The 20,648-nt window shown below is 60.2% G+C and carries 23 protein-coding genes and 2 pseudogenes; 13 read left to right on the forward strand and 12 right to left on the reverse strand.

Features of this window, described 5'->3' with window-relative positions; translation table 11 throughout:
• From IPF49_03415 to IPF49_03450, 8 genes are all read right to left on the reverse strand, one after another.
• On the reverse strand, positions 1-306 hold a 306-nt coding region (locus IPF49_03415; protein MBK6286690.1), incomplete at its 3' end, for a transposase.
• Entirely contained in the window at positions 251-1,147 is an 897-nt protein-coding gene (locus IPF49_03420; GenBank protein ID MBK6286691.1) for an IS66 family transposase, read from the reverse strand. The genes IPF49_03420 and IPF49_03415, both read right to left, overlap by 56 nt.
• 40 nt (positions 1,148-1,187) lie before the next feature.
• On the reverse strand, positions 1,188-2,780 hold the full coding sequence (locus IPF49_03425; GenBank protein ID MBK6286692.1) for an IS66 family transposase: 1,593 nt from the start codon (positions 2,778-2,780) through the stop codon (positions 1,188-1,190).
• Between the two features lie 199 nt (positions 2,781-2,979).
• Entirely contained in the window at positions 2,980-3,336 is a 357-nt protein-coding gene (gene tnpB, locus IPF49_03430; protein MBK6286693.1) for an IS66 family insertion sequence element accessory protein TnpB, read from the reverse strand.
• A complete protein-coding gene (locus tag IPF49_03435) occupies positions 3,330-3,653 on the reverse strand; it encodes an IS66 family insertion sequence element accessory protein TnpB (protein MBK6286694.1) in 324 nt (107 codons plus the stop codon). Before IPF49_03435 ends, tnpB begins: the two co-directional genes overlap by 7 nt.
• A 75-nt stretch (positions 3,654-3,728) precedes the next feature.
• Entirely contained in the window at positions 3,729-4,097 is a 369-nt protein-coding gene (locus IPF49_03440; GenBank protein MBK6286695.1) for a hypothetical protein, read from the reverse strand.
• Between the two features lie 565 nt (positions 4,098-4,662).
• Positions 4,663-5,484 carry a TIGR03619 family F420-dependent LLM class oxidoreductase gene (locus IPF49_03445; GenBank protein MBK6286696.1) on the reverse strand — a complete coding sequence of 274 codons (822 nt, stop codon included), beginning with the start codon at positions 5,482-5,484 and terminating at the stop codon, positions 4,663-4,665.
• Positions 5,485-5,613: 129 nt separating this feature from the next.
• Positions 5,614-5,754, reverse strand: a complete 141-nt coding sequence (locus IPF49_03450) for a hypothetical protein (GenBank protein ID MBK6286697.1) — start codon at positions 5,752-5,754, stop codon at positions 5,614-5,616.
• 121 nt (positions 5,755-5,875) lie between these two features.
• On the opposite strand from IPF49_03450, the gene IPF49_03455 reads away from it, so the two are divergent.
• Positions 5,876-7,477: a peroxidase-related enzyme gene (locus IPF49_03455; GenBank protein MBK6286698.1), complete on the forward strand. Its 1,602-nt coding sequence runs from the start codon at positions 5,876-5,878 to the stop codon at positions 7,475-7,477.
• Here the strand turns inward: IPF49_03455 and IPF49_03460 are convergent.
• Positions 7,435-8,076 (reverse strand): hypothetical protein, encoded by a 642-nt coding sequence (locus tag IPF49_03460; protein ID MBK6286699.1) that lies wholly within the window; start codon positions 8,074-8,076, stop codon positions 7,435-7,437. The two genes, IPF49_03455 and IPF49_03460, sit on opposite strands and share 43 nt — an antisense overlap.
• A gap of 36 nt (positions 8,077-8,112) precedes the next feature.
• Positions 8,113-8,430 (reverse strand): hypothetical protein, encoded by a 318-nt coding sequence (locus tag IPF49_03465; protein MBK6286700.1) that lies wholly within the window; start codon positions 8,428-8,430, stop codon positions 8,113-8,115.
• Between the two features lie 1,344 nt (positions 8,431-9,774).
• Here IPF49_03465 and IPF49_03470 point away from each other — a divergent pair.
• From IPF49_03470 to IPF49_03480, 3 genes are read left to right on the forward strand one after another with little or no spacing between them, the layout of a single operon-like run.
• On the forward strand, positions 9,775-10,020 hold the full coding sequence (locus IPF49_03470; GenBank protein MBK6286701.1) for a sulfurtransferase TusA family protein: 246 nt from the start codon (positions 9,775-9,777) through the stop codon (positions 10,018-10,020).
• Positions 10,017-10,376 (forward strand): DsrE family protein, encoded by a 360-nt coding sequence (locus tag IPF49_03475; GenBank protein ID MBK6286702.1) that lies wholly within the window; start codon positions 10,017-10,019, stop codon positions 10,374-10,376. Before IPF49_03470 ends, IPF49_03475 begins: the two co-directional genes overlap by 4 nt.
• Positions 10,376-11,878, forward strand: a complete 1,503-nt coding sequence (locus IPF49_03480; protein MBK6286703.1) for a sulfurtransferase TusA family protein — start codon at positions 10,376-10,378, stop codon at positions 11,876-11,878. The genes IPF49_03475 and IPF49_03480 overlap by 1 nt, the downstream gene beginning before the upstream one ends.
• Positions 11,879-12,048: 170 nt before the next feature.
• Here IPF49_03480 and IPF49_03485 read toward each other — a convergent pair whose 3' ends face one another.
• Positions 12,049-12,492, reverse strand: coding sequence for an AMP-binding protein (locus tag IPF49_03485; GenBank protein ID MBK6286704.1), 444 nt, complete (start codon positions 12,490-12,492; stop codon positions 12,049-12,051).
• 231 nt (positions 12,493-12,723) lie between these two features.
• On the opposite strand from IPF49_03485, the gene IPF49_03490 reads away from it, so the two are divergent.
• The 9 genes and pseudogenes from IPF49_03490 to IPF49_03530 all read left to right on the forward strand — a co-directional run bounded on the left by IPF49_03490 (position 12,724) and on the right by IPF49_03530 (position 19,009).
• The gene (locus IPF49_03490; GenBank protein ID MBK6286705.1) at positions 12,724-12,984 is read left to right on the forward strand and encodes an aldehyde dehydrogenase family protein; all 261 of its coding nucleotides are present in this window, start codon (positions 12,724-12,726) and stop codon (positions 12,982-12,984) included.
• A gap of 108 nt (positions 12,985-13,092) precedes the next feature.
• Positions 13,093-13,677, forward strand: coding sequence for a superoxide dismutase [Fe] (locus IPF49_03495; protein MBK6286706.1), 585 nt, complete (start codon positions 13,093-13,095; stop codon positions 13,675-13,677).
• Positions 13,678-14,122: 445 nt separating this feature from the next.
• Complete coding sequence (locus tag IPF49_03500) at positions 14,123-14,533, forward strand: OB-fold domain-containing protein (protein ID MBK6286707.1); 411 nt, start codon at positions 14,123-14,125, stop codon at positions 14,531-14,533.
• Positions 14,533-15,706, forward strand: a pseudogene (locus IPF49_03505) (lipid-transfer protein). Before IPF49_03500 ends, IPF49_03505 begins: the two are co-directional and overlap by 1 nt.
• A 72-nt stretch (positions 15,707-15,778) precedes the next feature.
• The gene (locus IPF49_03510) at positions 15,779-17,161 is read left to right on the forward strand and encodes an AMP-binding protein (GenBank protein ID MBK6286708.1); all 1,383 of its coding nucleotides are present in this window, start codon (positions 15,779-15,781) and stop codon (positions 17,159-17,161) included.
• Positions 17,162-17,169: 8 nt separating this feature from the next.
• A complete protein-coding gene (locus IPF49_03515; GenBank protein MBK6286709.1) occupies positions 17,170-17,385 on the forward strand; it encodes a hypothetical protein in 216 nt (71 codons plus the stop codon).
• Positions 17,386-17,490: 105 nt separating this feature from the next.
• On the forward strand, positions 17,491-17,898 hold the full coding sequence (locus tag IPF49_03520) for a DUF3336 domain-containing protein (protein MBK6286710.1): 408 nt from the start codon (positions 17,491-17,493) through the stop codon (positions 17,896-17,898).
• Complete coding sequence (locus IPF49_03525) at positions 17,895-18,551, forward strand: patatin-like phospholipase family protein (GenBank protein MBK6286711.1); 657 nt, start codon at positions 17,895-17,897, stop codon at positions 18,549-18,551. Before IPF49_03520 ends, IPF49_03525 begins: the two co-directional genes overlap by 4 nt.
• Before the next feature lie 152 nt (positions 18,552-18,703).
• On the forward strand, positions 18,704-19,009 hold the full coding sequence (locus IPF49_03530) for a hypothetical protein (GenBank protein ID MBK6286712.1): 306 nt from the start codon (positions 18,704-18,706) through the stop codon (positions 19,007-19,009).
• Between the two features lie 13 nt (positions 19,010-19,022).
• Here IPF49_03530 and IPF49_03535 read toward each other — a convergent pair.
• A pseudogene (locus IPF49_03535) lies at positions 19,023-19,745 on the reverse strand (SDR family oxidoreductase).
• Positions 19,746-20,648 lie beyond the last annotated feature (903 nt).

Raw genomic sequence — 20,648 nt, forward strand, 5'->3', positions numbered from 1 at the left:
CCTACCGGATAACTCTTCCGGTTTTAAAAATTGCGGCAGCAGGGCGGTGATCTCCTGCTCCGTTTTTGCGCGGGGTAGATGCTCGAACACGTGACCGAGATAGGCCCGAGGTTCGAGCCCATTCGCCTTGGCGCTCTCGATCAAGGAATAGAGCATCGCACTGGCGCGTGCACCGCGCGGGCTGCCCGAGAACAGGAAGCCCTTGCGCCCGATGACGAACGGACGTATCGCGTTCTCGGTCTTGTTGTTATCAATCTCGATGTCCCCGTCTTCGATATAGAGGATCAGCTTCGGCCACAGCCCCAAGGCGTAGTGTACGGCCTTGCCGAGCAGACTCTGGGGCAAGCCTGGGGGCTTTCTGGTCGAGCCAGTGTTTGATCGCCTCGAGCACCGGCTTGGCGTGCTCCTGGCGCAGAGCCCTTTTCTCCCTCGCCGTCAACGCTTTCACCGTGCGCTCGATCTGGTAGAGCTTGCCGATCAGCGCCACCACTTGGTGGGCGGCCGCGGTATTCTTGCGCCCCTGGGTTGCCTCAACGAATTTGCGCCGGCAATGGGCCATGCATGCCGCGTGACCCAGGATCGTTGGCTGTCGGGCCAGGGCGTTATAGCCCGCATAGCCATCGGTCTGTACGTAGGCCTGCCAGTGGGGCGGCGGTGGCGGCCCATCGGGCGGATACAGGAACTGCAAGGGGACCTCGCCGCTGCGGGTCTCGGCGTATTCGTACCAGATCACCGGGGTGTGGGGGGCACCCCCACGGTACACCCACATGAACGACTGCTGCGTATTGTCCCGCCCTGCTTCGCCCAAAACCTGCAGACGGGTCTCGTCGATCTGTACCAACCGTCCGGTGTAGAACAGCTGCTTCATCGCCGCCATCAACGGGCTCAGCGGCCTCTCCAACTGCGTCACCCATCCGCTCATCGTCTGGCGGCTCAGATCGATCGCCTCCCGGGCAAAGATCGCCTCCTGCCGATACAGTGGCAAACCGTCGACGAACTTGCTGGTGATCACATCAGCGATCAGCGAGTGATGCGCGATCGATTTCGGGATGATTGTCTGCGGGCGCGGGGCCAGCTTGATGCCCTGCTCGGCACCGGGGACCGCATCGTTGACCGGCGCGTACTTCGCCCGTCGGGTCTTGATCACATAATGCTGGCGCGCGATCGTCGCCAGTTGTTCGTAAGCGTCAGTTTATCCCCACTTGCCCATTCGCTGCGGAATTCTGTGCGCGCACATTCCATGGCAGTAATCGCTCGATGGCCTCATCGGTGATGTCACCGATATTCGGCAACTCCTGGAGCAGCCGGATCAGATAGTCCGCCGGCTTCAACCCGTTTTCCCTCGCGGTTTCCACTATGCCGTAGAGCATCGCACTGGCTCGTGCACCGCCGGGTGTGTTCGCGAAAAGCCAAGCCTTTCGTCCGATGACAAATGGCTTGATCGAGCGTTCCGCACGGTTGTTGTCGAGCTCAAGGCGCCCATCGTCAAGAAATCGCTCGAGCTTGTGGCGCTGATTCATGCAGTACCTCACCGCCTTGCCGAGCTGCGTTTTTGGCAAGGCCTGTGATTGCAGCGTGCCGAGCCACGCGTAGAACTCCTCCACCACGGGACGGCTGCGCGCGTTACGTGCCGCGTGCCGCTCCTCGGGACTGTGGCTTTTCAGCTCGCGCTCGATCGCAAACAGCCGGTTGCAGTACGCCAGCCCCTGATGCGCCTTGCCCACGGTGTGACGTTTCGCCGGTGGCAATGCTTGCACCGTCTCATGCCACGCTCTCCTCGCGTGAGCCCAGCAACCCACGAGCGTCACGTTCTCCAGCGGGTGATACCCCGCATAGCCATCCACGTGCAAATAGCCCCGGAATCCGACAAGAAATGCCTTTGGGTGTTCGCTCGACCGCGTCTCCTGGTAGTCGTAGAGCACGATCGGCGGTCCGTCGGCGCCACTACTGCGATACAGCCATAGGTAGGACTGGGTTTGCGCCGCGCGCCCGGGTTCCCGCAACACCTGCAACGTGGTCTCGTCGGCGTGCAGAATAGACCGCCGTCTCAGTTCTTCAGTCAGACGGTCAAACACCGGCTCCAGCAGCAGCGCCACTCTGATCATCCACGCCGACATCACTTGCCGCGACAGGCTGATCCCCAACCGCTCGAAGTGCGCCTCCAGGCGATACAGCGGCAACCCGTCAACGAACTTCGCCACGATGATGTAGGCGAGCAAGCTCGCCGAGGCATAGCTCTTCGGGATCGGTGGTCTGGGTGCTGGCGCAGTGACGATCACCACCGCATCTCCGGCGTGCTCGCACTGGCGGCAGCTGTAGACGTGACGGATATGCTCGATGCGCTTGAGTTGTGCCGGAATGAACTGCAGTTCCTCGCGCGACACGGTGCTCATCGCATGCAGTGGTCCGCCGCAGCACGCGCAGATCTGCTCTTCGGGAGAAAGGGTGTACTCGATCCGCTCGGTCGGCAGGTTCTTTGGCAGGCCTTTGCGCCCGGGCTTGGTGCGGGTATAGGTGATCGTCTGTTCAGGCATCACCGGCGCAGCGCCACCTTGGGTCAGCTCGGCTTCGTTGAACAGCCACGGCTGCAGCGCACTCTGTTCGCTCGATGTGCCAAACTGCTTCTCGCGCAGCAGCCGGAACTGCTCCTCGAAGAACGCCACGCGCTCGCTGAGCGCGTCGATCTGCTGGTCCTTCTCAACCAGCCACTGATCGCGTTGCGTGATCAGCGCAATCAATCCCTCGCGGGCGTTGGGAAGGGTTTCGAGTGGTGTTGGCATGGGGCAAATTATAGTGATCAGCACTCACTTGCAGTACGCAAAATCACGCGACTATCGCCGCGCTTTCCGCTTGAATTTCAGCACTGACAGGTAGCCCGAAATGCGCGTTATTGTCACCGCAGAATCGCGCTCAACTGAGCCGATCAACACGCCGCAAAAACGCTGCGACAACCTGCACCAGGACGCGATGCTTTCGCGCTCAGATCACCACCCGCGCCGACACCCCGCGGTGCGCCCGGCACTCCTCCACCCGCAACCCGTCGAGCAGCCAACGCAACTGCCGCGCGCTGAGGCACACCGTGCTCGCCGCCCCTGCATCCGGCCACTCGAAGCGGCCTCGCTCCAGACGCCGGTAATACAGCCAGAACCCATTGTGGTCCCAATGCAGGATTTTCAATCGGTCACGGCGCCTACCACAAAAAACAAACCAATGCGGCGAGACCGGATCGAGCTCCAACACCGCACTCACCACGACCGCCAGGCCATCGATCGATTTGCGCATGTCCGTGTACCCGGCGGCGAGATACACACGGCCGACGCCGTCCGGCGTCAGCATCTGCTTTCCAGCACACCGAGTACGCGTTGCAGTGTCGCTGCATCGAACTGCACGGCCAGGTCAATCATCACGCGTCCGCTGTGCAGGCGTACGCCGCTCCCCGAGACACCCACCGGCGCCGGCTCCTCGAGCAGGCGCACCGGGACCAGGTGTGGGGTAGCGGGCAGGGTCGCGGTGTTCCGTTGTTTGCGCCGCCAATACACAAAGCCCCTCAACGACAGATCATGCGCCGCGCAGTACGCGCGCTGCGACATGCCGCTGCATTGCTGCTCTTCAACGTGTGCCAGCCAGATACGGGCAAGTTCGGTACGGGTCATCGGAATTTCTCCAGGAGTGGAGAAAGAATTCTCAGACGGCAGGCGCGTTAGATGAAGGTGTGGTTCAATTGACGCTTACTCGAAACCCTCCTGGATATCGTTGCGGAAGGCAATTTTGTCTTCCATTGCCCACACCGCCAATTGCGCCAGCGCCTCGTCGTTACGGTCGTACAGTCCAGGGCGATGAACCCTTGCATACGCACCCCGCCGGATCACCAGGTTGACCAGGTTGCGGGGCCGACCCGGAGGCTCTTTCGAATTGGAATGGAAATTGCACCACACAGTACGATACGCCCGTAGTTGGCGATGCCGTTGATGGCAGCCCAATATGCTGCCACCCACATTGTCGAAGAAAATATCGATGCCATCCGGGCAAAGTTCGAGGCGCTGGTCTACATCCTTTTTGTAATCGATGGCGCCATCCAGACCGGCTTCGTCGATCAACCACCGGCATTTCTCTGCCGCCGGCAATACCGATGGTGCGGCAACCTTTGAGTTTTGCAATTTGCGCGGCGACGGAACCGGTAGCACCGGCGGCACCCGACACCACCACGGTCTCGCCTTTCCTGGGTTTGCCGATATCCATCAAGCCCCAGAATGCCGTGGTACTACTGACCAATACCTCGCCAGCGGCGTAGTCAGGCTCGGGCATAGGCCTTCCCTTGACCTCAAAATGAGTCGTGGATACGGTGCCTTTGGGGCGGCTCTTGAGAACCCACTGGCGATTGGTCTGTGCCATGCTCTACCTCATTGCTCAAAGTCGGGGTGATTGAATAACGCAAATCCACTTTCGCACATTTTTGGTGAGTGTGGCGCCGGCCTGGCCGCCCGGCAATATCATGGGCTCCCGGCCGGGCTGAACCCGCCCACACTGGCCGACAATCGACTGCAGGATATCGTGCTGCCGCTGGAGGCACCTCTTCGTATTTGCGGGTCCAAAAGCAGCAGCCCTGGCGATCAGCGCCAGAAACCGGCCGCTTGCCGCATCGATTCCAGTTTGATATCCAGATCACCCGCTGGTTTGTGCCTTATCCGCCCAGGGCATCAGTACCAGACCCCGTATACCCAGATCTTCGAGCCTGCGCAGGTAGTCATCGCCGAGTTTCTCGGCGGCCGCGTTATATTTTGCGCTTTCCCCCGACAGTTCGTCGAGTGTGCCCAGTAACTCCTCCAACTCCCCGAGTGGATGGTTCATGCCGATCCAGCCGCTGTTGGCCGCCGCGCGCTTGATTGCAATGGGTGAATTGCCGCCAATGTATATTTCCGGTGGCCTGGCGGGCCGGGGCGAAATGCCCACATCCTTGAACCGGTAGTGTTCGCCCTCGAAGCTGAAAAGGTCGTTGTTCCACAGCCCTTTGATGATCTCGATCGACTCGACAAAGCGCGCGCCGCGCGTTTTCGGGTTGTGCCCCAATAGAGCGATCTCGTCCGTGTTCCAGCCAGGAGTGATGCCCAGTGCAAAGCGGTTCTTGCTCAGGTCCGCCAGCGCCGCCGTCTGCTTCGCCACGGTGAAAGGATCGCGCATGCCCATCACATAGGCATAAGTCATGAATCGCAACTCTTCGGTAACAGCGCTCATCACGGCTATGGTGGTTATCGGCTCGATGTTCGGAATCGCCGGGTCGTAGGGGATACCGCGCGTCGGGTGCCGGCTCTTCTGCGCCTTGGGCAGGGCGACGTGATCAGACAATGCCACTCCGGTGAAGCCCAGTGCCTCGGCCTCGCGGGCAATCGCCTTTACATCATCGCCGTTGTTGTTTTCGTGCAACCAGGCCAACCAATATTCCATCCGGGTTTTCCTCTCATCGGCTGAATGTGCAGTGACCATCATCTGCTCGCGTTGCGCGCTGCGACTGGCATCTTCCGCTCCTGCGCGCAGTTGGCGCGGACATATTATCGCGCTCTCGGGAATTGGCGTAGGCCGATTTGGCGGCATACCGGCGGGTCCACAGATGCGCGCTCACTGGTAGACATTGGCTTCACGGCCGATCAGCACCTGTGCCAGGCTTGGCTTGCCCGATTCGAAGCTGCGCCTGACGGCCTTCGCGATCTGTTCCAAATGGTCGCAGAACTCGCCGTGCACGCCGCTGGTTTTCGTCATAACACCCGATCCAGTGGACAGCTATCGCAGCATCGGAAACCAGCCCTTGTAATTGCTCGGATCGCCACCGGCCCTGGTTATTACGTCCCGTGCCGGGTATGCCCGGGGCAGGTAGGCCCCCGTGCCGAGTATCGCGAGCGGGCCACTCATCAATCAAGGCATCATTCAACAGTGTTCTACCGCATCTGCGGTCTGCATTGCGGCAGCGAAGCACATCTTCAGAAACCATTTGAGTGGGATGGCCTATCACCATCGGCGGCAGCTTCCTGTACGAAGATTGGTGCGCGACCAGGTCGATTTCGGTGTGGAGGAGGCCGTACAGCTGGTGGTCGACGGGCGAGGCCTGACGGTGCCCGGGCACGAAGAGGGCGTTTCCCTCGGCGGCTGTCTGTTCGACAGGGTCCAGCCGCAAATGCGCATCTACAAGGAGGAGATCTTCGGGCCGGTGCTATGCGTGGTACGCGTGCGCTCGCAGCAAGAGGCAATGGCGCTGATCGATGCGCACGAGTACGGCAACGGCACCTGCAGCTTCACGCGAGACGGGGAAGCCGCGCGTTATTTCAGCAACAATATCAAGCTCAGCATGATCGGCGTGAATGTGCCGCTGCCGGTCACCTGCCACAGCTTTGGCGGCTGGAAGCGCTCGCTGTTTGGTGATCTCTACGCCCATGGCCCGGACTCGGTGCGCTTCTACACGCGCAGGAAAACCATTACCCAGCGCTGGCCGAGTGGCGGGGTGCGCGAGAAGGCGACGTTCGCGTTTCCGTCGAGCGGGTGTGGTGGGGACCGCGATCAGGGTTCCGAACCGCTGGCGGAAAGTGTGAGGTGCTTGCAAGGGCGAAAGCTGCCCGCCCACACTGAGCCATCACCCGCTAGCGCAAGGACGCGCAGCCGATGCATGCCCACGGCAGGGGGCGGTGTTGTGCCGAGGTGGGACGCGCAGCGAATTCGGGAGCAATATCGGTGCGGAGCCGACGCCAATGGCCGCCGGTGGACGGTCATTTGGGGCAGAGTCGCGATTCGACGTCGTACCGTGACGGCTCACAACGGCTTGGATTCGGACAAAGAGGGGCTTCATTCTGCTTATACTTCATGCGTTGCAGTTCAGGAGTTGACCGTGATGACCCAGCCCGTCAGTCGATATCCCGTGCCCGCGATCGAATCGATGCCGGAAGATCTGCGCCGGCGCGTTCTCGAGGTGCAGGAGAAGTCGGGATTCGTGCCCAACGTGTTCCTTGCCTTCGCGCACCGGCCCGACGAATTCCGCGCCTTCTTTGCCTACCACGACGCGGTGATGCTGCGCCCGCCTTCGAGCCCGGAAGGGCTCAGCAAGGGCGAGAAGGAAATGATCGTCGTGGCCACCAGCGGCATCAACCAGTGTCTGTACTGCGTGGTGGCGCATGGTGCGATCCTGCGCATCCACGAGAAGTCACCGAAGCTGGCCGACCAGGTGGCGGTCAACTACCGCAAGGCCGCGCTCACGCCGCGCCAGACGGCCATGCTCGACTTCGCGATGAAGGTCTGCACCGAATCGGCGGCGATCACCGAGGCGGACTTCGCCGCGCTGCGCGAACACGGCTTCACCGACGAGGACGCCTGGGACATCGGTGCGATCACCGCGCTGTTCGGCCTGTCCAACCGCATGGCCAACCTCACGTCGATGCAGCCCAACGACGAGTTCTACCTGATGGGACGAGTGCCCAAGGCCAAGCCGGCGGCCTGAACGGGAGGTGAGGCCAGCCGCCGTGACCGCGGTTTGCGCGGCGGTGTGCGCCCGATCGACGACCCCATAAAAAACCGCCGGAAACTGACGATCGAAGTGGTCCGAAAAACCATAGCGCTTCGACCGAGGCCATTTCCCGATGAAGGATGGCCCGAAAAAATCAGGCGGGTCACTATGGGAACTCCGGTCAAATAGGTTATTTTGGAACCAAACAAGGGTCCTTTTTTTGTGCCGGTTTTGCACTCAAATCCTTCATGCCCATCCACAGATAAAATCAGTTCGTTCAGTTCTTCGGGTGAGTAGTTCCTGAAGTTAGAGGCGATGCCATCCCAAATGACCAGGATTGGTAAGATCGGGAGCAAATACGTAAAGAGGAAGCGACTGAGTTTGATGGGAGATAATGTGGGAGTGTAAATAGCCAGCGCGATCGGTGATAAAAGCGTATGCAGATGTGCCATAAAGGAACGGTTTGCCAATTCAAAGACCGCGATCGACGCCCTTTTATTGACCGCATCCTGCAATATTCCTCTTGCCTGATCGGGTCTGAAATGGTGAAAGCTGGAGAACAGCGCACGTACACCTTGCAAATATTCCGGCACATCTGTCGCATCAACGGACCGGGATTCATAGGCAATCTAACCCCGGGTTTTCTTATGGATTGTTTCAAAGGCAGGTATGTTGGGAAATTTGTCCGTCAGCATGACTTTCACCGCGAGTCCATGATCTTGTTTGAATTGATGTTGCAACAATTGATTCGGCCCCGTGCCACCGGAACGCAGATCCACAGTGAGAGTCTGATCGGTTTTTCTCAACACATCAGCCAGCAGGGCCGTCGCGGGTTGATACAGATCAATACTGAGCATCTGGCTATGGTAAAACTCCGTCATATAGTTTCGCGAACCCTGAGGAAACCAATTAACGTCTTCAAATTCAATCGCGTGTACTCGTTTCATGATGCGTCCTTGTAAGGCAAACTCTCCAGAATCCCCTCCGGGAAGGATTGCTTGCGGTTGTTTCTCTCTTTTTGTCGCGATTTCAGGCGTCGCTGCGTTCGTCGAGAAACGCGCACCCCGATTCCCGGGACGCGAGTCGCCCCGATCCTGGATGAGTTACCCGAACCGCGCGATGGAGTCCAAGCAAGAGCGCCAAATTCAAAGTCCTCGATGTGCATCGTCATGCAGGGAGCGCTTTGCTAGCGCCGGGTGGTCCCGTCGACACGGTGTCGAACCCGGCATCGGCCAGCGAAGCTGCGGAAACCGAGCTCGCTCGTCGGCTCGGGATCATGGATCTCCGCGGCGTCGACCAGGCGATCGTGATCTTCGACCATGGATACCTCCGGCCTCGAGGCCTCGAAGACACTTGCGCCGAGAATGACGCCGCCGCTCGTTATCGCGACCGCACTCCGGAGCGATTCCCGATACGCCCATCCTTGCTCTCGACGCCTTCGGATCCTAATGAGGCGACGCGCGAATATCGACTTCGATACGAGTCTCAGTCACAACTTCGACTTCATCGAACAATTTGCATCCGAGTTCGGGGCGGAGCGGGTTGCGTTCGGAACGAATCTCTATTCGCATCCCGTCGGCCGCCGAATCAGCCGCCTGTTGCCGCAGATCCTCGAATCCGCCCTCGGCCGCGACGCCAAATCCCAGATCCTGTCGGGAAACGTGCGCCCCCCATCGACGATCTCCAGCGCGGACTCCACCACTCGAACTGGGCCCTCATCGACCGGGACGATACGTCAATCCTAGACTCCGACATCGGCTCGAAACGCGGTCCGTCCCGTACCGTCGACCACGCTCGCGCCCCGAACGATCAGATTCACCTCGTTCATCGAGTCATCTCTCCATCTCGAGCCATGGGCACACCATCGTGTCCCACTTCGAGTTCAACGCCGGTCGAATGCACTGCCATCGACAGCATCGTATATTGACCAACAACGCCCGGCGGTATTTTTCCGCCACTTCAACCTGCCTTCGTCGTCTTTGCCCTGCGTACCGCGCTCCTCAAGCAAAGGCAAAAGAAGCCAGGCGATGGCTTCCTATGTGATTCGATCTGTCGGTGGTCCGAACGGTCAACAGTGCCCGATTTCGCAGCAATATGTGCGCAGCTGGCAGTAGTTTGAATTTGAGCAAATGGAAGCGCCCTGAGTCTGCGGTTCGAAATGGCAACCGAGTGTCTTGCAACAAAAGATTTGGATCTGTGGAGTGTGTGTAAAATGCGATTCCAATGTTCTGCTCGGGCCCAGCCTGCTATGCTGCAGACAAAGGCGGGATGGCTCATGGGTTCTGGAAAAAATGACCGCGGATATTGCTAAATCCACCGTACACTGGGACGCCGGCGAAATGGGCTGTGGCGAGCTTCTTATTGAATTGAAATTTCGGCTTCAGGAATTGAATCCGGGATCGGTCATGGAACTGATTACGCTGGATCCGGGTGCAAAACAGGATATGCCAGCCTGGTGCCGGTTAACCGGTCATAAGCTGCTTTTTGCGGATCATCCAAAGTATAAAATCGAAAACAGGCAGAGGAGAAATCAATGAAAAAGTTTTGCGTTTCTTTGACTCACGCCCATGACAATGCCGATAAGGCAACGGTTGCTTTTGTCATCGCCAACGCCGCGTTGGCTTCGGATCAGGAGACTTTGGTTTTCCTGAGTATCGAAGGTGTGAATCTGGCAATAAAGGGTCAAGCGGAAAGTATCCGTGAAGAAGGATTTGCCCCCTTGAAGGACTTGATGGCAAGCTTTACCAAAGGAGGCGGCAAGATTTATATTTGCTCTCCTTGCTTCAAAAAGCGAAAGCTTGCCGAAGACCAGGTCATAGACGGAGCAACGATGGTCGGTGGAGCCAAATTGGTTGAATTCCTGGCGGGTGGAACCCCCTCCATTTCGTACTGATGGCAGAAATTCAGCCAAAGAAAAGCTTTGACGGCGGCAATCTGGACTGCGGCAACGGTTTGCTTTTGCTCATTCGTCAGAATATAGACACTCTGGCTTCCGGGGATCTCCTTGAAATTCTCTCCACCGAGAAATCTGTCCGGGAAGATTTGCCATCCTGGTGCCGGTTAACCGGCAACTCGCTGGTAAAAGTCCACACCACGGACTCGGGATTTAAATTCTGGATTCAAAAAAAAGCGCAAGACCGGCCGCCAGTGGCGTCCTGGATATCGGCAGATGCGCAACCTTGCAAATCAGAAAACGACAGTTTTTCAGCTGCGGACGACCCTGAGAAAAAACGGATCTTCTCTGCCCCGCTGCAAGCCATGTCCGTTATGGGAGTTGGCAGTTGGCCCCGGCCTGACTGGTTACTGAACGGGCTGGACCTGCTTTTCAGGAACTTCATTGATGAACAGCAGTTCTCTCAATGGGCCGCAGACGCTGTTGAACTTGCGGTGGCCGCGCAAGTACGAGCTGGAGTCGACTTTGTCACGGACGGAGAACAACGCCGCGACGCTTATTGCAGCTTTCTCGGACGGCATATAAAAAACTGCCAGATGGTACCCCTGCGCGACCTTGCAGCAATGGCCGATCATCCCGAAGACCTGGCCAAGAGCCTCGACAGTGTTGACTTGCCGATGGATCACACCAGGCAACCTGTACTCACCGGCAAGCTCGCGTGGGAGTCCCCAGCGACCGTTTGGGAATTGCAAACCGCGGCGCGCTTCTGTCAAAAGCCTGTCAAAGTCGCATTGCCAGGACCTTATTTATTATCAAGGACACTTTGGCTTGACTGCTTGCCGCATCAACCCTACGACTCGCAGGAGCAACTGGCTGAGGACGTCGCACGATACCTGCGCGCGGAAATTCAATCGCTTCTGGATGGCGGAGCATCCCTGATTCAGCTCGATGAACCAATTTTGACGGAAGTAGTTTTTGACGGCGGCAATGTCAGAGAGAAATTCATGTGCGGTGCGCTTTCGAAAAGGCGAGGTGCAGTCGACGAACTTGCGTTCGCACTCGACCTGATAAAGGAAGTGACCAGGGGATTCCCGCGGGAAAAAATCGGGATGCACATTTGCCGTGGTAACTGGTCAAGGGATGAGTCGCAGGCTCTGAGCGGCAGTTACCAACCGCTCATTTCGTTTCTCAAACAAACACCGGTCGGCTTCCTTACGCTTGAAGGAGCAACGACCCGGGCAGGAGATGTCTCGATTCTGGCACCACTTTGCGAAGATCACATGGTCGGAATTGGAATGGTCAATCAGAAGTCTACGGAAGTTGAATCTATCCCTGAGTTGGTTGATCGTCTTTGGGATTTGCGTGGAATATTTCCCATGGAGCGCCTCTTTTTCACGCCCGACTGCGGGTTTGCCACATTCGCGCATCAACCTCTTGCTGCACGATTCAGCGCGGAAAAAAAACTGAGTCACCTCGTTCAGGCTGTGAATCGGGTTAAATAGCGGCGGGGCTGTCGTAGTCCCAGATGTCGTGGTGCGCCGATTGACGGTGCCGTCCCGGTTCGCCGGTGCTCGCACGCAGTGCCACAATCGACGCCGATCAGCAATCAAGATTGTCGCGCTCGCCGCCGAAAAAATCGCTCGATGTGCCGCCGGTCGGCAGGAACACCAGGTCACGCTTGACCGAACACCAGCCGCGGAATCGAGGCTCGCCCGAGCGCATCCGTCGCGGTCTGCTGGGCCGGCGAGTGGACCAGCAGGGCCGGTGCGACCTGATCCACGCAATGCTGCTGTTCAGCAGTTGTCAGGCGCCAGTTCTGGCAGGCCACGATGGCGCCGATGCGCGCCGCCGCGAGAATCAGCTCGATGGATTCGAAGCGGTTCTCCGACAGCAGCGCGATGCGGTCGCCATAGCCGATTCCGCGTGCGCGCAGCACGCCGGCCAGCCGGTCGATGCGGTGCAGCAAATCCCTGTAGCTGCGGCTGCCGCCGGTCCATTCGAGAGCAATCTTGTCGCCGCGGCATCCAGCTTGCTCGCGGAACTGCTCGTAAACGGAGATGCTCCCGGCACTGCGGATCGCGTCAGTGAGCGGAAAACCGGGTGGGAAGCGTTTCATGAATTGCTCCGTTCGCTCATGGCTCACTGCGTGGCCGCCGTATGTGTTTCGCTTCCCGCCCCGGCCCGGCACTCTCGATCCGGTGGTGCGAGTACGGATGCATCGCGCAGGCGGCGTACTTCCTCGACAGTGAATTCGCTCATGACCGTTCTCCATAGCCGAAGATCGAACCGGAAGTGCCGACCGCGCCTCACGCACTTTTAATATTGTTCAAAATCGCATACTGGTCCGATGACGTCAAGCAAGGCGATCAAGGAAACCGGGGTCTGTCCCATCTGTAAGTCGGACCCGACGCCGGGCACCGATAAGGGCCCGCTGATCACCCGGGCGCACTTCGAGAAGGTGCGCTATGTCGATCCCGGTGTGGCGGAGGGCGCGCAACTGGTGGTGGATGGACGCAGTCCCGGTGTTGCCGGTCACGAGGAAGGTTTTTTTCTCGGCGGTTGTCTGTTCGACAAGGTCACGCCCGCGCCGGCGAGGCCAGACGCCTGACGAATGCCTGCCATTTCCGTTAAAGTGTGTACTGCTCGTGTTCCGGGAACATCCTGGCCCGCAGTGCGAGCAAGCCGAACTCAGTAGCAGACATGGAGATGCAAAGATATGGAACACCAACTTCCCGCACTGCCCTATGCCAAGGATGCCCTGGCCCCGCATATGTCGGCAGAAACCTTCGACTATCACTATGCCAAGCACCATCAGGCTTATGTCACCAACCTCAACAACCTGATAAAGGGCACGGGGTTCGAGAACAAGTCCCTCGAGGACATCGTCAAGACCGCACCTGCCGGCGGCCTGTACAACAACGCCGCGCAGGTGTGGAACCACAGCTTTTTCTGGAACTGCATGAAGCCCGGTGGCGGTGGCGCTCCCGCCGGCGCCCTGGGTGCCGCCATCGATGCGAGGTGGGGCAGTTTCGAGGAGTTCAGGAAGGCTTTCCTGGCGAGTGCCGTGGGCAATTTCGGCTCGGGCTGGACCTGGCTGGTGCGCAAGCCCGATGGGAGTGTGGACATCGTCAACACGGGCGCCGCCGGCACCCCGCTCACGAGTGGCGACACCGCGCTGCTGTGCGTGGACGTATGGGAGCACGCTTATTACATCGACTATCGCAACCAGCGGCCCAAGTTTGTCGAGACTTTCCTCGACAAACTCGTGAACTGGAGTTTCGCGCAAGCGAACTTCGCCTGAACCTTTCCCGCGAGGGAGCGCGATGAATCGGCTGCGGAGCAGCCGGGCAAGGGGCCACCAGCGCGGCCCCTTGTTTTTTGGCGCCGGTGCATATTCGCGGTCCGGCGGCAAGATGTGCGGCAGCGCTGCCGCCATCAGTGCTAAACATCAAGCCCGCGGCACCGTGTTAACCGGATGTGATCATCTTTTCGAATCGGGTCTCGAGGCTGACAATGCGCAGGTGGTCGCGCACGAGATCGTGGCAGCACCGTCAACTCCATGATCGAGGATATTGCAGCATCGCTGAAACTCGTGATAATCAGCGTGGTGCCTGCCGGTCGCACTCACGTCCTGCAGGGCGAGGTATTGTTCCGGGTGAATTGCACGCGCGTGCCGCCGGCGAGTCGGCGGCACGCGCTCCAGGCGCATCACGCGGTATGAGTTCCATCCAGGGGAGAAATGACAAATGACCGAAGCATCGAGGATCAAGCCGCCGATGGGGCATGACAACGCGTGGTGGTGGGAAATGGCGCAGCAGGGCCAACTCGGCATCCAGCGTTGTCTGGGCTGTGCGACACTGCGCCACCCGCCGCGCCCGATGTGTGGCGAGTGCCAGTCGCTGGAGTGGGATGCAGTGCAGGCCTGTGGCCGCGGAACGATCTGCAGCTTCACGATACTCACCCACCCGCAGTTTCCCGGCTACCAGTACCCTTTGATCATCATCCTGGTCGACCTGGAGGAGGGTACGCGCGTGACCTCGCAACTGGTCGGCTGCGAGCCGGCGGCGGTGGATTTCGGTTTGCCGGTGGAGATGCAGATTCATGAGGATGCGGACGGCTTCAAGCTGCCCGTATTCACGCTACGGAGTACCGTCTGATGCCTATTTCACTCAAGAACGAAGCTGCCATTGCCGGCATCGGCTGTACCGGCTTTTCCAAGAAATCCGGGGTGTCCGAGTTATCGCTCGCCGCGCAATGCATCAAGAGCGCCTGCGACGACGCAGGAATTTCTCCGCGCGAGATCGACGGCCTCGTCAGCTATACGATGGACTCGACCGACGAGATCGAGGTGGCGAGAGCGGTTGGTGCCTCCGACCTGACGTTCTACAGCAAGATCAATTACGGCGGCGGTGCCGCGGTAGGCACCATAGCCCAGGCCGCGATGGCAATCGCAACCGGACAGGCCAGCACCGTGGTGTGCTATCGCGCCATGAACGGACGCTCGGGGCAACGAATGGGGCAGGGGGTATCCGGACAGATCATCAGTTCGGATCTCGTCCACTGGTCGTGGTACATGGCTTACGGGATGCTGAACCCGGGTTCATGGGTCGCCATGATCGCCCACAAGTACATGCACAAATACGGAGTCGAGCGCGAGGATCTGGGTCGCGTCGCGATCTCGCAGCGAAATCATGCCCAGTCCAATCCGCGTGCCTTTGGCTATGGCAAACCCCTCACCATGGAGCAGTACCTTGGCTCCCCGGTGATCGCGCATCCGCTGTGCCTTTACGACTTCTGCCAGGAGACGGATGGAGGCTGTGCGATCCTTGTCACCAGCACCGAGCGCGCCCGCGACCTGAAACACAAGCCCGCGGTGATTCGCGCGGTGACTCAGGCTTCCACCCGCGGCCAGGAGCAGATGACGAGCTTTTACCGTGAAGAGCTGGACTCGCTGCCGGAAATGGAACTTGCGGCAAGGCGTGTGTACGCGATCTCGGGACTGGGGCCCGATGACATCGATGCGGCCTGTCTTTATGACGCGTTCACCTGCGAGATCATCATGCAGCTGGAAAGCTTTGGCTTTTGCGGGCGCGGGGAGGGCAAGGACATGGTACGTGCCGGCGCCCTCGATATCGACGGACGCCTGCCCAACAACACCCATGGCGGGCCTGCTTTCCGAGGCCTATATCCACGGTATCAACAACATCGCCGAGGGTGTGCGTCTGGTTCGCGGTCAATCGACGAGCCAGCCCCGCAAGGCGGTGGAACATGTGCTCGTCAGCAGCGGTGTCGGTGTGCCGACGGGTGCGCTGATCCTTGGCAGGGACTGATATCGCGCGGGTTCGGGAGGGACCGGTTTCGGGGCGCCGGTCGCTGATTGCACCGATAAGGAGCTTTTTGCGTTGAATCAATTGCATTTTGCGGACATCGAGCAGCGCCATATCGGTCGTGCCATCGCCATGCAGGCGCAGGCGATTGGCGAGCGGCCTTTTCTGCTGGCCGACGCGCGGCGCTTTTCCTTCAGCGAAGTCAATCGCCGGGTCAATGAACTGGCGGCAGGGCTGGCGGCGCGGGGATTGACGGTCGGCGAGCGGCTGGCCTTCTGCATGGAAAGCGGTCCGGAGGTGATTTTCCTCGCGCTGGCGGCGAACAAGCTCGGTGCCGTGTGGGTGCCCATCAACACCGAGTACAAGGGCGACTGGCTGGAAGACACCATCCGGCGCAGCCGGCCGCGGATACTGGTCACCGACACCCAACATGCCGCTCGTGTTGCCGATGTGCGTGAGCGGCTCGCCCTCGAGCACCTCCTGGTTCATGGCGGCAGCAGCGAGCTGCCCGAGGCCGAGGAATTGGCAACGGTCGCTGTTGCCGGTGCCCTGGAGCCGGACATGAGCGGTTTTTCCCGCGGTGATATCTGTTCGGTACTGTGGACCTCCGGCACTACCGGCAAATCAAAGGGTGTGCTGCAGAGCCACAATGTTTTTTTCAACGCGGTCAGGGGTGCGAGCGAGCAGTTCGCGGCCACGGAGGGCGATGTCGTTTATTCGGTGCTGCCCATGTACAACACGGCGGCATGGGTGACCAGTATCCTGCGTGCCCTGTTCAACGGCCTGCCGCTGGCGATTGATCCGCAGTTCTCGGTGCGCAATTTCTGGGAGCGCGTCGACTACTATGGTGCCACCCAGACCTTTACCCTCGGCGCCATGCACATGTTCCTGTGGAATGCGCCCGCGCGTGAGGACGATGCCGCTCACTGCCTGCGCAAGATGATGGCCATTCCGATGCCGCCGGAAGTGGCCACTCCCTTCAGCAAGCGCTTCGGGGTGCAGTTGATGAAGCAGGGCCTCGGACAGAGCGAGGCCCAAGCACTGTGCAGCCACAACGAGAGTCCGGATCCCGAGCCGCCGGCCGCCAGCTGTGGCCGGCCGGCATCCAATCTGGAGGCGAAGCTGGTGGATGACAGCGGCAACGAGGTGCCGATTGGCGAGCCGGGCGAATTGTGGGTGCGGCCGCTGCAACCCTACCTGATCTTCAGTGGCTATTTCGATGACCCCGAGGCCACCGCGCGTGCCTTCGAGGGGGAATGGTACAAGACCGGCGACATGCTGCGCCGCGACGACCCGCGGATACTACTATTTCTCCGACCGGAAAAAGGATGCGGTGCGTTACAAGGGCGCAATATCTCGACTTTCGAGGTGGAACTGGCGGCTCGGCGTCACCCGGCAATTCAGGATTGTGCGGCGTTCGGCGTGCCGAGCCAGAGCTGGCGTCGGAGAGCGAGCTGAAACTCGACGTGTTGCTCAAGCCCGGGGAGTCATTGACCGCGCTCGAGCTGGCGCAGTTCATCAACGACAATGCACCGTACTTTTTCGTGCCCCGGTATATCGAGTTTGTTGACAGTCTTCCTTACACACCGACCAACAAGCTGCAGAAATTCAAGTTGCGCGAACGCGGCATAACCCCTCTCGCATGGGACGCGCAACGAGAGGGCTTCAAGGCCGCCAGATAGAGTGCGGCGTCGAGGAAGCGGACTGGCAGTGAGTGCAATGGGGTATTATCCTTTGCGGGTGGCCAGTTGGTTTTCCTGGTGTACTGGCCAAAGCTGGAGGTTTTGATGTTCATGCTGCGAGAACGGTTCGCGTTCCCTTCTCCCGTATTGCAATCGCTGGACAGCGAGATGGTCAGCGCCGACTCCTACGAACAGTGGCAGCGCATTGCCGCCAAGCACGACAGACTGACCGGTGCCGAAGCGTGGCGCCGCGATCAGAAGTCCAGGCTGTACGACCACGAGAATATTCACCTGCGGTTGCTGCAACTGCGCCGGCTGCGCAAAAAGGGGGATGACCACGGTCTGCTGTTCGTGCTGAACGAGGGCATCCACGGCAACATGGACGGCATCGGCAAGGGACGGCTTTATATGCGTGCCAAGTGCGGCACCAAGCAGCTCATCGAGGACTATATCAACGAGATCAGCGAGGCGCTGGAATATCTCGCACCGCGCGACTTCGCGGGCATTCCATGAGCGAGCGGTCAGTCGAGTTCTTTCAGCGAGCCAGCCATTGCTACGGGCGCTCGGCCCTGATGCTCAGTGGCGGTGGTACCCTGGGCTATTTCCACCTCGGCGTGCTCAAGGCATTGATCGAGCAGGAACTGTGCCCGACAGTGATATCGGGCGCCAGTGCCGGAGCATTTGTGGCGGCCATCGTGGGAACCCGCACCGACGCGGAGTTCCTCGCATTGTTCGAGGACAATTACCTCGCCCGCGCACTGACCATGAATTCCGGAAAGCATCAAGCTCGGCTTTGGCAAAAGAACCGCATTGACATGGATCTGGTCAAACGCGAGATGCAGCGCCTGATTCCGGATATGACTTTTCTCGAGGCCTTCCGCAAGACGGGACGCAGCATCAACATTACCGTCTCGCCCGCCAGTGTCAGGCAGACATCGCGCCTGTTGAATCACATTGCCTCGCCCAACGTGACCGTGCTCTCGGCGGTGCTGGCCAGTTCGGCGTTGCCCGGTGTCTTCGCGCCGGTGCAACTCGAGGCGCGCAACGCGGCGGGCAAGATCCGACCCCACCTGCCGTCGCGGCGCTGGATTGACGGCTCGTTCTCGCAGGATCTGCCGGCTGCCAGCGCCTGGGGCGCATGTACGGGATCAATCACTTCATCGTGAGCCAGGTGATGCCGGGCCTCGGCCGCGAGCCGAACCAGCGCACGGGAATCGGGGCAGATCACGCGACGCGATGGTTGCGGCCACCAAGCGAAATCGTGCGCGGCAATTTGCACCGGGTCCAGCGGCGCACGACAGTCGGTCCCCGCCTGGGCATGGCGATGAATACGCTGAACTCCCTGATCGACCAGCAGTTCGTGGGTGACATCAAACATCTTTCCCGGCTACGGCATGGCCAACCTGGGCATGATTCTGCGCATATGCTGAACGAAGAGGAAATGTCCCACCTGTTCAAGGCCGGGGAGCGGGCTACCTGGCTGAAAATACCGGCCGTGCGCATGACCGGTCGTATCGGTCGTACACTGGACGGCATCCTGCATGCGTTTGAGGTGAGCGAGGTACATTGGCTGCGTGCGTCGCGGCGGCCAACGGCGTTGCCGAAGCGTTCCAGCGCCGGGTGAAGAAGCGCGCCGGCTAACCGGATACCGTGAACCCACCGTCGATCGGCAGCGTTTTGCCGGTGATCCAGCTGGCTTGCGCGCTGCTCAGAAACAGCACGGCTCCGGCGACGTCCTCGGGCGTGCCGGTACGGCCGAGCGGGAGGTACGCGCGAGCGTCGGCTCGTAATACTGCGGGGGTGGACAAGGTGCCCACGGTCATGCGGCTCTCGCACAATCCGACCGCCACCGCGTTGGCGCGAATCCGGTGCGGCCCCCACTGACCGCCAGCGCGCGGTGATGCCCAGCAGACCGGTTTCCCCGCACCGTAGCCCGGCACGATGCCGATGCCGAAATACGAGCTCATCGAGCCGATGCCGATGACCGGAGGCGCCCCGGTCAGCTGGCTCTTCATCAGTGCATCGCGACAGCGGCGCGCCATCCGGAAGCCCGAGACGAGGTGGATGTCGATCGCGCGCAAAGACGTCCGATCCCACTCGTCCAGCCCGATGCTGGGAAGCGCGATACCGGCGTTGTTCACCAGGATGTCGAGTTCGGGCTGCGGCTGTGCCCACCGCGTCGATTTGCGACATGTTTTCCACATCCAGTTAGGGTAATGGTAGCCGGAGATCCGTGTCGTAGTCGGCCGTCGAGGCGCGGGTTCGGTGATCGTCACCTGCGCGCCCGCCTCGCGGTAGGCGGCCGCGATGCCGGCGCCGATGCCACTGGTGCCTCGGTGACGAGCACGTGGCGCCGGGATAGTCGAAGCACGTGAAGTTCTGGATCGTCCCACTCATGTTCTGTCCTCTTTTGATCTGGATCCGGCTGCGCCGGAAAGAGTTGTCCTCGATTCGGCTTCAGTCCCCGACTTCCCGCTGACGATCGGCTCGATCGCGGCCAGCGCGGCCAGTCCCTGCGTTTCAGCGCGGCGAGCGCGACGCGATGCAGCGTCACCTGCGGCGGTTCGCCTCGATCCGATCAGGCGCAGGCTCATGCCGTCGTGCATGGCTGGGCGCAGGGCTGATCCAGTTGCCGCCGATACCCGGATCGCCCTCGGCGACGATCACGCGTACCGAGCCGTCGGGCCTGCACACCGCGGTGTATTTCTGGCATATAGCCGTCGCCGTCCTCGTAGTTGTCGAGGTTCTCCCCGCTGATGTTGCAGAGCTGGAAAACCTGTGCACCGTAGGGAGGTGTAAAGCTTGCATCAGGGCTCTATCGTGCAACCAGGTCTCAGAAACTGTGAGATTGTCGTACGCCGCCGCTGACAGATATACCGTGCGGCCAGCGATATGGTCGGGCTGGTTGCCGAGATTGTCCTGCCACCAGCAGCGCACCAGTTCCGCATATAGCCCAGCACCGAAGCCAGCTTTGATTTCGGCAGCGCCTCGCTCATCTGCGCCGGGCCGGTGGATCGCGGTGGCGCATCATCGAGGCGCTCGATGCGCATCGACGGCGGTACCGTCTGCGCGCGCCGGTGATACACCGTGCGTACCAGGACGCCGACGCAATCCCCGCCGCGGGATCGGCAACCAGTCCTTGTCGTTCACGGGCTTTTCACGACCTACGATCATCCGAAACTGTTGTCGGCGTCGAAGCGAATCGGCTTCGCCTCGGCAGAAGCCGGTGGTGCAGCGTCGCCGGATCGAACTCGGCGAGGCCG

The organism is Gammaproteobacteria bacterium (genome assembly GCA_016705365.1).
Taxonomy (GTDB): domain Bacteria; phylum Pseudomonadota; class Gammaproteobacteria; order Pseudomonadales; family UBA5518; genus UBA5518.

Bases quoted from the DNA above. Each gene is read 5' to 3' on its own strand.
- IPF49_03435 (MBK6286694.1), bottom strand. From the start codon at position 3,653: ATGACCCGTACCGAACTTGCCCGTATCTGGCTGGCACACGTTGAAGAG.
- IPF49_03425 (MBK6286692.1), bottom strand. From the start codon at position 2,780: ATGCCAACACCACTCGAAACCCTTCCCAACGCCCGCGAGGGATTGATT.
- IPF49_03450 (MBK6286697.1), bottom strand. From the start codon at position 5,754: ATGACGAAAACCAGCGGCGTGCACGGCGAGTTCTGCGACCATTTGGAA.
- IPF49_03485 (MBK6286704.1), bottom strand. From the start codon at position 12,492: ATGAAACGCTTCCCACCCGGTTTTCCGCTCACTGACGCGATCCGCAGT.
- IPF49_03495 (MBK6286706.1), top strand. From the start codon at position 13,093: ATGGAACACCAACTTCCCGCACTGCCCTATGCCAAGGATGCCCTGGCC.
- IPF49_03525 (MBK6286711.1), top strand. From the start codon at position 17,895: ATGAGCGAGCGGTCAGTCGAGTTCTTTCAGCGAGCCAGCCATTGCTAC.
- IPF49_03490 (MBK6286705.1), top strand. From the start codon at position 12,724: ATGACGTCAAGCAAGGCGATCAAGGAAACCGGGGTCTGTCCCATCTGT.
- IPF49_03445 (MBK6286696.1), bottom strand. From the start codon at position 5,484: ATGATGGTCACTGCACATTCAGCCGATGAGAGGAAAACCCGGATGGAA.
- tnpB (MBK6286693.1), bottom strand. From the start codon at position 3,336: ATGCTGACGCCGGACGGCGTCGGCCGTGTGTATCTCGCCGCCGGGTAC.
- IPF49_03465 (MBK6286700.1), bottom strand. From the start codon at position 8,430: ATGAAACGAGTACACGCGATTGAATTTGAAGACGTTAATTGGTTTCCT.
- IPF49_03530 (MBK6286712.1), top strand. From the start codon at position 18,704: ATGGCGATGAATACGCTGAACTCCCTGATCGACCAGCAGTTCGTGGGT.
- IPF49_03480 (MBK6286703.1), top strand. From the start codon at position 10,376: ATGGCAGAAATTCAGCCAAAGAAAAGCTTTGACGGCGGCAATCTGGAC.
- IPF49_03470 (MBK6286701.1), top strand. From the start codon at position 9,775: ATGACCGCGGATATTGCTAAATCCACCGTACACTGGGACGCCGGCGAA.
- IPF49_03500 (MBK6286707.1), top strand. From the start codon at position 14,123: ATGACCGAAGCATCGAGGATCAAGCCGCCGATGGGGCATGACAACGCG.
- IPF49_03520 (MBK6286710.1), top strand. From the start codon at position 17,491: ATGTTCATGCTGCGAGAACGGTTCGCGTTCCCTTCTCCCGTATTGCAA.
- IPF49_03475 (MBK6286702.1), top strand. From the start codon at position 10,017: ATGAAAAAGTTTTGCGTTTCTTTGACTCACGCCCATGACAATGCCGAT.